The 13,167-nt window shown below is 51.4% G+C and carries 14 protein-coding genes; 11 read left to right on the forward strand and 3 right to left on the reverse strand.

The features are described from left to right. The first annotated feature begins 31 nt into the window (after positions 1-31). The 9 genes from rsmD (at position 32) to P157_RS15470 (ending at position 7,313) form a co-directional block, all read left to right on the forward strand. Positions 32-616, forward strand: a complete 585-nt coding sequence (gene rsmD, locus P157_RS0105950) for a 16S rRNA (guanine(966)-N(2))-methyltransferase RsmD (protein ID WP_026760199.1) — start codon at positions 32-34, stop codon at positions 614-616. Continuing rightward, a complete protein-coding gene (coaD, locus tag P157_RS0105955; RefSeq protein ID WP_026760200.1) occupies positions 613-1,092 on the forward strand; it encodes a pantetheine-phosphate adenylyltransferase in 480 nt (159 codons plus the stop codon). The genes rsmD and coaD overlap by 4 nt, the downstream gene beginning before the upstream one ends. Positions 1,093-1,116: 24 nt before the next feature. After that, positions 1,117-1,677, forward strand: coding sequence for a hypothetical protein (locus P157_RS0105960; protein WP_026760201.1), 561 nt, complete (start codon positions 1,117-1,119; stop codon positions 1,675-1,677). A gap of 161 nt (positions 1,678-1,838) precedes the next feature. Then, positions 1,839-3,386 carry an SLC13 family permease gene (locus tag P157_RS0105965; protein WP_026760202.1) on the forward strand — a complete coding sequence of 516 codons (1,548 nt, stop codon included), beginning with the start codon at positions 1,839-1,841 and terminating at the stop codon, positions 3,384-3,386. 14 nt (positions 3,387-3,400) lie between these two features. Next, positions 3,401-4,738, forward strand: a complete 1,338-nt coding sequence (locus P157_RS0105970; protein WP_026760203.1) for a hypothetical protein — start codon at positions 3,401-3,403, stop codon at positions 4,736-4,738. Positions 4,739-4,752: 14 nt separating this feature from the next. Continuing rightward, complete coding sequence (gene larB, locus P157_RS0105975; RefSeq protein ID WP_026760204.1) at positions 4,753-5,511, forward strand: nickel pincer cofactor biosynthesis protein LarB; 759 nt, start codon at positions 4,753-4,755, stop codon at positions 5,509-5,511. Between the two features lie 10 nt (positions 5,512-5,521). Then, positions 5,522-6,709 carry a nickel pincer cofactor biosynthesis protein LarC gene (gene larC, locus P157_RS0105980; RefSeq protein ID WP_026760205.1) on the forward strand — a complete coding sequence of 396 codons (1,188 nt, stop codon included), beginning with the start codon at positions 5,522-5,524 and terminating at the stop codon, positions 6,707-6,709. 188 nt (positions 6,710-6,897) lie between these two features. Then, a complete protein-coding gene (locus P157_RS0105985; RefSeq protein ID WP_026760206.1) occupies positions 6,898-7,164 on the forward strand; it encodes a hypothetical protein in 267 nt (88 codons plus the stop codon). Next, positions 7,152-7,313 carry a hypothetical protein gene (locus tag P157_RS15470; protein WP_155266711.1) on the forward strand — a complete coding sequence of 54 codons (162 nt, stop codon included), beginning with the start codon at positions 7,152-7,154 and terminating at the stop codon, positions 7,311-7,313. Before P157_RS0105985 ends, P157_RS15470 begins: the two co-directional genes overlap by 13 nt. Before the next feature lie 19 nt (positions 7,314-7,332). On the opposite strand, the gene P157_RS0105995 is transcribed toward P157_RS15470, so the two are convergent. From P157_RS0105995 to P157_RS0106005, 3 genes are all read right to left on the reverse strand, one after another. Continuing rightward, positions 7,333-9,012 (reverse strand): DUF4127 family protein, encoded by a 1,680-nt coding sequence (locus tag P157_RS0105995; RefSeq protein ID WP_230578449.1) that lies wholly within the window; start codon positions 9,010-9,012, stop codon positions 7,333-7,335. Positions 9,013-9,076: 64 nt separating this feature from the next. Then, entirely contained in the window at positions 9,077-9,922 is an 846-nt protein-coding gene (locus tag P157_RS0106000; RefSeq protein ID WP_026760208.1) for a polysaccharide deacetylase family protein, read from the reverse strand. Positions 9,923-10,025: 103 nt separating this feature from the next. Beyond that, entirely contained in the window at positions 10,026-10,700 is a 675-nt protein-coding gene (locus tag P157_RS0106005; protein WP_080695390.1) for a C40 family peptidase, read from the reverse strand. Positions 10,701-10,905: 205 nt separating this feature from the next. On the opposite strand from P157_RS0106005, the gene map reads away from it, so the two are divergent. Next, positions 10,906-11,778, forward strand: a complete 873-nt coding sequence (gene map, locus P157_RS0106010; RefSeq protein WP_026760210.1) for a type I methionyl aminopeptidase — start codon at positions 10,906-10,908, stop codon at positions 11,776-11,778. Then, complete coding sequence (locus tag P157_RS0106015) at positions 11,778-13,091, forward strand: DEAD/DEAH box helicase (protein ID WP_026760211.1); 1,314 nt, start codon at positions 11,778-11,780, stop codon at positions 13,089-13,091. Before map ends, P157_RS0106015 begins: the two co-directional genes overlap by 1 nt. Positions 13,092-13,167: the final 76 nt, after the last annotated feature.

Below are 13,167 nucleotides of genomic sequence, written 5' to 3' on the forward strand. Positions count from 1 at the left end.
ATAGTGTTTCTGTGTTTAGGGAGTGAAAAGGATGCGCATAATTACCGGTTCGGCCCGTGGCTGCCGCTTGAAAACGCCCAAGGGGGCAGAGGTGACACGGCCTACGGCGGACAGGGTGAAGGAGTCGCTGTTTAATATCCTGGGTTCCATGGTAACGGGACGGAAGGTACTGGATATCTTCGCTGGGACCGGGAATCTGGGCATTGAAGCCCTTTCGCGAGGCGCGCAGTCGGCGGTTTTTGTGGATAAAGCCACGGCGAAACTCATCGGTGAAAATCTGCAGCTGACCCGTCTGGTGGAAAAAGCGGTGGTGCGTAGCAGTGATGTGTTCGCAGAACTATCCCGTCAGGGGGCAGGCAAGGCGGAGTTTTCGCTGATTTTCTGTGACCCTCCCTATCATAAGGGGCTCTGGCAGCAAGCGCTTGTGCAGATTGACAAGTCAGACGGCCTTATGGCAGAGAATGGAATTTTGGTGGTGGAGCACGGCGCCGATGAAAACGATGTGCCGCAACTTGACCAGTTGAAATTGGTACATAACCGCCGCTATGGTCATACCACCCAACTAAGTTTCTTTCAATGGCGTTCTTATGTGGAAGCCGAGGAGGAAGAGGAATGAGAAGGGCGGTATGTTCGGGCAGTTTTGACCCGGTTACATTAGGACATGTGGATGTATTTGAGCGGGCCAGCCGCATGTTTGATGAATTGATCATCTGCGTGTTCCGCAATATCGATAAAAAAGGTTTTTTCTCAGTGGAAGAACGGGTGCGGCTTATCGAAGAAGCAACCGCTCATCTGAACAATGTAAGGGTGACTTCCTTTTCCAGTCTGATTACGGACTTTATGGTTCAGCAGGATGCCCACATTATTGTGCGGGGCGTGCGCTCAGTAAAGGATTTGGAATACGAGGAAAATGAGGCTTATATGATTAAGCATCTGAACCCGGAAATCGATACCGTCTTTCTGCTGACCCGGCCTGACCTTTCCTATGTGAGTTCGTCAGGGGTCCGGGAAGTGTTCCGCTTTGGCGGCAGTGTACATGGTTTGGTCCCGGCCTGTGTTGAGCAGGCGATGCAAGATAAAAAAGAGAAATGAGTATGGGGAAAGGAAGTAGCAGCTATGTCAGTACGCGAGACCTTGGACAAGATTGAGAATATGGTGGTGGGAGCTTCCCGCCTGCCCTTTACGGAGAAAACTCTTATTAACGATAACGAACTGGTGCATTATGTGGAGGAACTGCGCAACGATTTGCCCAAGGAACTCAACCGGGCTGATGAAATCATGCGCAACCATGACCAGATTATCCGCGAGGCGGAAGAAGAAGCCGAGGAAATCAAGCGCAAGGCGCGGGAATATGCAGAGAGCATCACTGAGGAAAGTGAGATTGTCAAGCAGTCCCGCGAAAAAGCACGGGCTATTGTCCAGCAGGCTCAGGATCAGGAAAAGGAAATCATGGAGCGCACGCAGGCGAATGCAACGCAGCTCCAGAGCAATGCGGATGCCTATGCTAATCAGGTATTTGATCAGCTGATTGGTCATGTAAATGGCACCTTCCAGGGGGTTCGTCAGGCAGAAGCAGGTCTGCAGCAGGCTTTGAACGTTCTGCAGCAGGCCAAGAATCAGATGAATCAGCAGGCTGCTCATCAGCAGGAACAGCATTTTATAGCTGAAGCAGAGTGAGTAATTATTTAGAATATAAGTATTATCCAGCTGCCGTGGCCGAATTATCGGTTGGGGCAGCTTTTTGTTTTATCTTGCAGGAATAATGGGGGAGAAGGCGAATAACCTCAAATAGAAGAACTGTTTGATATGAAGTGTATTGAGTAAAGGAGGTTTGTAACGTGGACAAAAGAGAATCTGAAGCGGCGGCGGTGAAAGCGGCGGAAGAAGCCTTTGACCGCAGGCGGCGAACCATTGGTTTGTTCGGCGCCCCCATACTGGCATTGCTGGTGTTTATGACACCCATTGACGGTTTGACTCTGGCCGCTCACAAATTGCTGGCCATCATGGTATTGGTTGCTCTTTGGTGGATCACGGAGCCGGTGCCGATTCCTGTTACTTCCCTTATCGGGCCGACGCTGGCGGTTATTACCGGCGTGGTGCCGGTGGGCACAGCCTTTGCAGCCTTTGCCAATTCCATGATTTTCCTGTTCATGGGCGGCTTTATTCTGGCCAAGGCCATGATGACCCATGGACTGGACAAGCGCTTTGCGTATTGGCTGCTATCCCGTGAATGGGTGGGCTCGAATCCCAAGCGGATTTTCCTCGCGGTAGGTTTGGCAGCGGCCCTTTGCTCCGGCTGGGTCAGCAACACGGCTACTGCGGCTATGATGTTCCCCATCTGTCTGGGGCTCTTAACTTCCATCAAGGAAATGTTCGCCGCCAATGGGCGGGAAATTCATCTCCATGAATACAAATACGCGACCGGACTTATGCTGATGACGGCTTACTCCTGCTCCATCGGCGGTGTTTTGACGCCCATTGGCACGCCGCCTAACCTCATCATGCTGGGCTTTTTGGATACCATGTGTGATATTCATGTTTCCTTCTTCCAGTGGATGACCTGGGGCCTTATTGCAATGGTTGTTTATTTTGTGATTGCCTATGTGGTGCTTTCTCATATGTTCCCCGCTGATGTGGATCGGATTGAAGGCGCGGATGTGTTTATCAGAACCAAGCGGGAGGAACTGGGGAACTGGACCCGCGCGCAGAAAAATACACTGCTGGCTTTTGTCGTAGCTGTAACTCTCTGGATACTGCCGGGCTTTTTATCCATTGCCTTCGGCAGCACCGACCCCATGCTCAAAATGTATAACCGCTTGTTCCCGGAAGCCATTGCGGCCATGGCAGGCGCGTTATTGCTGTTCCTGCTGCCGGTGAATTTCAAGGAACGTCAGTTCACTTTGAAATGGTCGGAAGCCATGCAGGGGATTGAATGGGGGACACTCATTCTCTTCGGCGGCGGTTTGGCCATGGGGGGTATGATGTACAAGACGGGCCTTTCCCAGTGGGTGGGCGACCTCATTGTCAGCTCCATGGGCGGCGCCCCCTCGGAAGTGGCCATGGTGGCGATCTTCTCGGTGATGGCGCTGCTGCTTTCGGAACTCACGAGCCATACGGCAGCTACCAATATGATTGGCCCGCTGGCGATTACGGCAGCCCTTTCGGCTGGTATCAGCCCCGTGCCGGTGTCCGTAGGTATTGCGCTGTCGGCATCTTTGGGCTTTATGCTGCCGGTATCAACACCGCCTAACGCCATTGTTTACGCATCCGGTTACATTCCCATCACCAAGATGATCAAGACCGGTGTCTACATTGACTTTATCGGGATTGCCTGCGTGACGATTCCGCTGGCCATTTACTTTGTCAACTGGATTACGGGAATGTGAGGAGGAATAAAGCTATGCAAAATCAAACCCTTACAGAGAGCCTCGCGGCTTTCGACCCGGAAATATATGGGCTGTTGCAGGAGGAAATTCAAAAGCAGCGCTTTACGCTGTCGCTTCTGCCTACATCCAATGCGGTTTCTCCCTTTAGCGCATATTTGAAGGGCAGTATCTTCGGCAATGGCCAGCTGGATTATCATGCGGTGCAGAGCCATATGAAGTTGGAGGAGATTGCCGAGAAGCGGGCGGCAAAACTTTTTGGCGCCGACCATGCCATCGTGCGCATTTCTGACATCGCCGCGGCTTCCCGTGTGGTATTTCAGGCCTTGGCTACGACCGGGGATACAATCCTCTCTTTCAACCGGCGCAAACTTGAACACTGCATTGGTGAGCATCTGCAGTATGATTTTATCTCGTTTAGCATAGAGCCGGAAACGGAGCAGATAGATTTGGCCCGGGTGGAACAGCTGTCAAAAGCTCGCAAGCCCCGGCTGATTATCTATTCGCCTGTAAATTATCCCTTGCATCTGGATTATGCAAGACTTAAGGAAATTGCCAAGGCAGCAGGGGCGTATCTCTGGGTGGATATCGGCCAGAATGCCGGAGCTGTGGCCGCAGGCTGTGCGCCGTCACCTGTACCCTATGCAGATGTGGTGACCCTGCCCACGGGCGATTCCCTGCAGGGGCCGCATAATGCGGTTATCCTCACCAGCAAGGAATTGGCGGACAATATGGATAAGGCCGTACTTGATACCGGTCATTCCATGGTGAAGAAAAATGTGCTGGCGGCTTTGGCTACTACATTCCTCGAAGCGGGCAGTGAAGCGTTCAAGGCCTACTGCGAGCAGGTGCTCAAAAATGCCAAGGCGTTGGAAAAAGGCCTTCACGACGCAGGCGTCCGCACGCTTTGCGGAAATACGGAAAACCATCTGGTTCTGCCCTGCCTGCCGGAGGGAACGGCACCGGATGATATGGTGGGAAAATTGCGGGAGGCAAGTTTCTTGGTGAAGGGGGATACTATGCTGACCTCGGATGATGGGGTGACTTTCCCCATCCTGCGTCTCTCATCCCTTGACCCCACGACCCGGGCCTTAAAGGAAACCTCCATGCAGGCCATCGGGAGAACCTTAGGCGAATTTATCCAGTCCAGTGGTGATGAAGCGGCGCAGAAGAAAGCTGCCACGCAGATTCGCGCGATACTGATGAATAAGCCGCTGTTCTCGGATGAATGGCTGCCGCAGAATATCAACCTCACGCCGGGCTATGGTCAGAAAGACCTCAATATCGCCCAGGAAGTGGAAGCTGAGAAAAAAGAAGCGCAGGCAGAACGCATGTGGAGTTTTTGGGACAATTAAGGATATTACAAGAGATGAAGAAAAAAGACATCGTAAAACTGTTGCAGGATTATAAGCAAGGAACATTGAGTGAAGAGGAAGCGGCGGCGAAGATTGCCGAAGTTCCCTTTGAGGAAATGCAGTTTGCGGAAATCGACCATCACCGGGAACTGCGGCAGGGGATGCCCGAGGTGATTTATGCCGCTGGTAAGACCCCGGAGCAGGTACGGGATATCTTTTCCTCGCTTTACAGCCACAGCGACGGAAATCTACTGGCTACACGGGCCAGCAGAGAGCATTATGACAAGGTGCTGGAAAAAGTTCCTGAGGCTGAGTATGACGAAACAGCGCGGCTTATCTATCTTGACCGGGACAGAAGTTTGCAGCGGGATGAGAACCATCAGATTTTGATTCTGACTGCCGGTACCAGTGATGTACCGGTGGCTGAGGAAGCGCGGCTTACGGCGTATCTTTTTGGCAATGATGTTAAGACCTGCTATGACTGCGGAGTGGCGGGCATTCACCGCCTCTTTGCCCATCTGCCGGAGATTAAGGCGGCAAACGTCATTATCGTCATTGCCGGCATGGAAGGTGCTTTGGCCAGTGTGGTGGGCGGTCTTACGGATAAACCCGTCATTGCGGTGCCCACCAGTGTGGGCTATGGTGCTTCCTTCAAAGGAGTCGCGGCGTTGCTTTCCATGCTGAACAGCTGTGCCATGGGCGTCTCTGTGGTAAATATTGACAACGGCTTTGGTGCAGGTGCCTTGGCCAGCAAGATAAACAAGTTGAGGTGACTGTACTTAAATGAAAGCGTTGTATTTTGATTGCTTTGCCGGTATCAGCGGCAATATGTTTTTGGGAGCTTTGCTGCAGGCAGGAGTGCCCATAGCTTATCTGGAAAAGGAACTGGGCAAACTGCCTATGTCTGACGAGTTTAAGCTGGAAGTAAATGAAACCTCCCGTAACGGCATTCATGCCCTGTATGTCGATGTCATTCTGCTGAATGTCAAGGAACACCATCATGGTCATCGCAGGATGGCGGATATTCGCGAACTGCTGGAAAAATCCGCGCTGTCCATGGCGGTAAAACAGCAGGCTTTGTCCATCTTTGAGGTCATCGCTGCGGCGGAAGGAAAGGTGCACGGCAAGCCGGCAGAGGAAGTGGCCTTCCATGAAGTGGGGGCTGTGGATTCCATTGTCGATATTGTCGGGGCGGCTATCTGTCTGGATTATTTGGAAGTGGAGCGCATCTTTGTATCCCGCCTGACTGTGGGCGGCGGCTTTGTCAAGTGTGCTCATGGCCTGTTGCCTGTACCTGCTCCAGCTGTAGCTGAGCTCTTAATGGGCTGGCAGACCATCAAAGGCTCGGAGGAAAAGGAACTGGTAACACCTACGGGGGCCGGTATCGTTCGGGCACTGGGGCTGTACAGTGAAAGCCTGCCACAAGGTTTTGTGACGGAATGTATTGGCTATGGGGCAGGCAGTCATGAGCTAGCTATTCCCAACGTACTGCGGGTGTATCGTGGGGAGTACAACGGTGCCGTTGACAGTAAACTCGCAGTCATTGAAGTCAATATTGACGATATGAATCCCCAGATTTATGGCTATCTCTACGAAAAACTGCTGGCGGCAGGGGCACTCGATGTCTGGACAACGCCAATCTTCATGAAGAAGAATCGTCCGGCACAGATGCTTTCGGTATTGGTGGATGAAGAAAAGCAGAATGCCTGCGTGGCCATTATCTTTGCGGAAACCACAAGCATTGGCCTGCGGATTATGCCTGTGGCCCAGCGGCTGGAGGCTTCGCGTCATATTGCCAAGGTGGAGACAAAATACGGCGTGGTGAATTGCAAGGTCAGTGCCTGGGAAGGAAAGATTTGCAGTGTATCGCCGGAGTATGAGGATTGCAAGGCGCTGGCAGTCGAGAAGCAGGTGCCGCTGAAACTTATCCAGCAAGAAGCGATGAGGGTTATTGATGAGCGGTTAGGTTAGCTTGTTTTGAATTTTCCCCGTAAAAAACGGCTTTTCGTATTTGGAAAAATGACATAAGGTAGGCGGTTGACATGTCAAAATTGACTTGTCAATCGCTCCTTTTTTTCTCCTACACACTTTTGGCTTTCGGGGATATAAAGAACAGAAAGCAAGATAACAACACGCTAAGATGTGAGGAGGGATATAAAATGGATAAGAAGCTTATGAACAAGATGGATGTTATGGAACTGGACATGGCAGCTGGCGGAATCATGAGTGTCAATCGTGATAAGCCCAATGCCCTTGAAATAGTTGGTGGCAAACTGGTAAAAGGAGTCAAAAAGGTCTTTACGGAAATAAAAAATACAGAGAGACCGGTATATCGGCGTCCTGGTATCTTGCCAAATACGCCAGGGGCAAATAATAAGACAGATGAAATACCTTCTGGGTTTGGGAATTTTCCATGCGGCCGGTAGAGATTACTGTCCCGGTAAATCATCTGGCAGACAGCAGTAAGCCTGATGCTGGCATCAAGATGAATATGGAAAGTGGCGAAGCCCAGCTTCAAAAAGGAGCCCATGACAAGGATATTTCCGCATCTGTCCAATTCAAGCGGGTGTGGTGATGGCGTGCCTCGAACCAATTTACTGCGCTACGATATAAGGCATAGTTTCCAGATAAATCTCGAACGTGCGGGGCCAGGGGAAACTAAGTTCAACGGTCAAATCTTTGACGGTCAGGGTGAAATCTCCCTGTGGCGTATGAAAAATATTAGGCGCTAAGAATGATTTGCTGTGCTTATAGGCAGCCAGATGTTTTTGCATACTCTGCTGCAGCATATTATTGGCCCAGCGCCAGTTATGCTCCAAATCCAAATCGGCGGTGTTTTGATAACTGGCCTTTTTCAGCGTATGGTTGATGGTATCGATATCCTCTTTGAGGTAGAAGTAATCTTCTAAGATACGGTTGTGCAGGAATTTCAGATTGCTGGCGGCAATGCCCAGAGCTTCTTTACGGCTTGGGGCATTTTTTTGTGCGTTGGTGTAGAGACTGGCGGTGGCTGCGGCCGTGCCGATGGCGTTGCTGGCGGTGTTCCAGCCGGCGTAGGCGGTGAGGCTGTTTACGGGAAAATACTTATCCAAGAGCAAAGGCAGCAGCGTTTCCTGAGCCGTGAAATGTTTGGAGAGGTCAACGAGAGCGACAGGCCTGCCCTGTGCGGTCAATTTTTGGAGCTCCTGCACATTGATACTGCGTTTGCTCACTGTGTCTTTTTCGTAATCGTTAGCAGACAGGTAGAGGATGTAGTCCGCCGCAGCCGCATCACTGGTTTCCTGCCCGCCAATCAAGGCGATTTTTTCACGGGCAGTTTCCTGCATATCAATGGCCATATAGGGCATGATGGTATCAGGCGTGTCGGGGTGGTTATAGGTGACATAGACATTAGGGGCGAAATGATTTTGTTCATTGTGGAAGGCGGCCAGCATGGTCAGGGCGATTTCGTCGGCGCCATGGGTCAGGATTACTTTATGGGAAGGCAGATTTTCGGCTTGCATAAATTCCCGCAGATGGGCCTTTTCGATATTGGGGATGCTGTATTCCTCGCCATCATCCTGTCCTAAGACGAGTTTTGTCAGTACGCCCTCTTTGACGAGCGCGATGAGCTTCTTGTTGAGTTCCTCGTTCTCAGCGAAGTGGGCCAGATATTTTTCCTTGCTGGCGGGGGGGATAGCAGCTTCGAGCCGGGCAAGTTCAGTTTCATCGATGGCAAGGCCTGCGGCCTGACGTCCCTTCAAGCGGGAATAGGCCAGCAAATCCTTGCGCTCCTGATAACCGTCAATGGTATCCTGTGGTGTCTGACGGGGCAGAATACTGAAGGCCAGCAGGGGAATGTTGGGGTTATCGGCGTGCAGCTGGCGCAGATACTTAATGAGTGCTTCCTGCTGGGCTGGTGGCGCTTCCTTTTCGCGGGCGGCGAGCAGGCCGCCGTAGAGAAGCTGGTCTATGGAGATAAGGGCGGCCTGCTGGCCTTTGATATTTTCTGCGAGCCATTGGCGCATGCCTGCGGTATCACCGGGGGCCGAGTAGTAGTCCTGCAGTTCCGTGGGCGGCGTGAGGACATGGAAGCCGGCAATGGCGCCGCCATCCACGACGAACTGTTTGCAGGGCGGGCGGCCATCCAGCGGCACGAGGATGATGTTTTTGTCAGGCACGTTGGCGCTCACCGTTTCTGCTGCAGAGGGAGCAGCGAAAGGATGGCTCAGATGCCATAGCCCCATGAAGAACAAAAGTATCAGCAGGGGGCGGATAAGGGATTTATAGTTCACGAATTTCTCCTTAATATAAAAAAACGATATGCTCTAAGTATAACATAAAGCATATCGTTTGAAATTACGGTGTCGGTATAAACCTGGCGATAAATGTATGGCCGGATTCGTACATGTCTTTGTGGAGTCTGGCCAGTGGTGCGAAGATGGGCGCATAGTTAAGGCGCATCTTGAAACGCATCAGGGTATGATTGGTGCAGCCAAAGATGGGAACACGGTCAAGGATGTAATGATTTTCCCATTTGTCAGCCAGGCCAAAGTTTACGGTGAAGGCACCCTTATAGCCGGCCTTTTTCACCATCTGCTGCAGTTCCTCATCATAGGAGCCGCAGGGATAAGCCAGGAAGTTTACTTCTTTGTGCAAATGCCATTCTAACGCCTTTTTGGAGCCGTCCAGCTGGTTCCATGTTTCTTCCGGGCTGGTGCTGTCCAGCTGTTCATGGGAAAGGGTGTGGCTTTCAAAGTCGATAAGGCCGCTTTCCTGCATTTCGTCCACCTGCGCCCAGGTAAGATAGTTGGGATAGGTGCCGATGAAATCGGAAATCAGGAAGATGGTTCCCCGCAGGTTGTATTTCTGCAGAATGGGGAAAGCACAGCGGTAATTGTCCGCATAACCATCGTCAAAGGTAATGATAACAGGCTTGTCGGGAAGGGCAGTACCGTTATCCCAGGCTGCAATCATTTCTTCCGGGGTAATGGTATGATAGCCATTGTCCGCTAGATACTTCATCTGGGCCTCGAATTGGTCCGTGTGAACTGTCAGGGCGTTTTCATCCCGGTCGTTTATCTGGTGATAGTTAAGAACCGGTACAGAATCCTTGGCGCTGTGCATGATATAAGCGCAGACGGCCAGTCCTGCCAGTATGAGAGCCAGCACCAACAGCGCCAGTCTCTTTATCCATATTTTCATTTTGGACGACACATCCTTTGTTTCTTATTGCATACCGACTACTATATAACAATGAAGGGCCCTTGTCAATATAAAAGCCTTCCTCAAGAGGAAGGCTGCAGCTTTAATTGAGTACCCGGCAGGCTCCGGCGTAGTGAGTTACGCGGTAGTCACGGGAGAGGGAATCGTAGGCAATGCCGTAGGTGCTGGAAGCATGAATCATCTGTCCGTTGCCCACATAGATGCCGACATGGGAGATGTTCACGTAGTCACCGGCGAAGAAAACCAAATCCCCGGGCATGAGCTCGGCTTTGGAAATCGGCCGGCCGGCCGTGGCCTGAATGTCAGCGGTGCGGGGCAGGTGAATGCCCTTCTGGGCGTAAACGTACTGGACAAAGCCCGAGCAGTCAAAGCCGTTGGGAGAAGAACCGCCCCAGACGTAAGGCACTCCAAGATATTGACGGGCCAGGTTGATGATGCCGTTAGCCCCGGCAAAGTAGGATTTATGGGTGGTCGTTGGCAATGCGCGGTGGAGCAGTGCCTGATAGGAACTGCTGCCCAGCTCACCGTCAACGGCCAGATGGTTGTCGCGCTGGAATTCGGCGACAGCGGCTTTGGTGGCAGGACCGTAATCACCATCCACGGGTACATCATAGCCCTGACTGGCTAAAGCCTGTTGGATTTCAATAACTTCATTACCTGTGTCGCCGAGCTGGAAGCTAGCGGCTTCGGAAAGGGAACTAGAGCCAAAGAAGATTGCTGCTGCAGCGAGCAGACAGCACGGTTTTGTAAATCGCAAGTAAAAAACCTCCTTAACTTGTGAACACAAAGCTTAGCTGGAGGTAGTATACCATATTAGTAGTTGACAGGTCAAATAGGTCATAAAAAATTAAAATTACTATGGCAAAATCTGAACAATGGCGTTATAATAGGTTATTGTGTATTATTAGGACGACAGTATGGGCAATATATTAGGAAAAAGCTTAAAGGAGATTGTGCATTTTATGCAGAGAAATGAACTTTGCTGGTGTGGCAGCGGCAAGAAATATAAAAAATGCCACGCAGATTTTGATGAACGGATTAGCGAGATTAAGTATAACGCCTTCAAGGGACAGGTCAGACCGCCCAAGAAAATCATCAATAACAAGCATGATATTGAAATGATAAAAGCTGCTGGCGTGGTCAATGACGGCGCGCTGGATTTGGCGGCTTCCTTGATTAAGCCGGGCGTGGATACGGCCACGATTGATGATGCGGTGCGTGAATTCATCGAATCCAAGGGGGGCTATCCTTCCTGCCTGAATTACGAAGGCTTCCCCAAGAGCTGCTGCATTTCCATTAATGAAGTGGTGTGCCATGGCATTCCTTCGAAAAAGACCATCCTCAAGGAAGGGGATATTGTCAATGTGGATATCACCACCACGCTGAATGGTTATTATGCAGATGCTTCCCGTATGTTTATGGTAGGGGAAGTATCGGAAGAAGCGGAACGTCTGGTGCGGGTCACCAAAGAGTGCATGGAACGAGGCATTGCTGCCGCTAAGCCCTGGCACTTCTTGGGGGACATCAGCGCTGCCTGCGGTGACTACGCGCATGCCAACGGCTATTCGGTCGTGACGGATTTGGGTGGCCACGGCGTGGGCAAGGACTTCCATCTGGAACCTTTTGTGGCCCATGAAGGCGAAGCTGGCACAGGCATGCTGCTGGTGCCGGGCATGGTCTTGACGGTAGAACCCATGATTAATCAGGGCAAGAAGACCGTGGTTGTTGACAGCAAGGACAACTGGACAGTGCGCACCAAGGATAACAAGCTCTCCGCTCAGTGGGAAAAGACGATTTTGATTACGGAAACAGGCACGGAGGTACTTTCGTCGTAATGACTATGTTCAAAGAACTGGGCATCTCCCAGGAAATATGCGAAACCTTGGCGAAAAAAGGAATTCGCGAGGCAACGCCGGTACAGGAAAAGGCCATTCCGCTGGCCAGAGCCGGTAAGGATGTTATCGTGCAGGCTCAGACCGGCACAGGCAAGACATTGGCTTTCCTGCTGCCCATTCTGGAAAAAATCAAGCCCCAGGCAGATGTGGCGCAGGCTTTGATTGTGGCTCCGACGCGGGAACTGGCCATTCAGGTGGCTAAGGTAGCGTCTATTGTCGGCGAAGCTGCAGGCATATCCTCGCTGGTTATTTACGGCGGGCAGGATATTGAACGTCAGAAGCAGAAACTGCGCCGCCATCCTCAGCTCATCATCGGCACGCCAGGACGTCTGCTGGACCATCTGCGTCGTCAGACTATCAACTTGAGCCATGTGAACAAGGTGGTTCTGGATGAAGCTGACGAAATGATGAAGCTGGGCTTTATCGAAGACGTAGAAGTATTATTGAAAGCTTCTGCTGCTGACCGTCAGTTTATGCTGTTCTCCGCCACTATGCCGCCGCGGGTTAAAGCCCTGGCTGCACAGTATATGAAAGCACCGGAAAATATCCAAATCCAGAGCGAGCACATCACTTTGGATGCCATCGAGCAGGTTATTCTGGATACTACGGAAGAAAATAAGATTGACCGCCTCTGTGAGTGCATCAACAGCGATAATCCGTATCTGGCCATGGTATTCTGTCATACGAAACAGCGGGCACATATGGTGACGATGGCGCTGGCAGCCCGTGGGTATCTGGTGGACGAGCTTCATGGTGACTTGTCCCAGGTACAGCGTGCACTGGTACTCAAGCGCTTCCGCAAGGCGGAACTGCAGATTCTCTGCGCTACGGATATTGCAGCCCGTGGCCTCGATATCGAAGGCGTGACCCATGTATTCAACTACGATATTCCCCATGATACGGAAAGCTATATCCACCGCATTGGCCGTACAGGGCGGGCGGGGCAGGATGGCAAGGCCGTGACTTTCGTCAACGCCCGCCAGTATGATTTGCTGCGCCGCATTGAGTCCGGTATCAAGAGCCGTATCCGCAAGGAACATTCCGAGCGCCATCATAAACGTTTGGAAAACCAGGCCAAAATTATGGACGAAATCAAAAAGGAACGGCAGGAGAAAAAGGCCAAGGCCAAACCTTTATCCAAATACGCCAACCGCAAAGGTGCAGCTCATAAGGGCAGAAATGACCGCAGCCGCCGGGCAAAAGTCAGAAATAAATCCAACGCCACCAAGCGTTCCCATATGGGCAAGCATTAACAGGCTGAAAATTTCATAATAAAGCAGGAAATCCCCCTTTTTAGTCGAATTTTTACCATTGTAGACTAAATAAAGG

This window comes from Selenomonas ruminantium AC2024 (assembly GCF_000687995.1).
Taxonomy (GTDB): Bacteria; Bacillota; Negativicutes; order Selenomonadales; family Selenomonadaceae; genus Selenomonas_A; species Selenomonas_A ruminantium_B.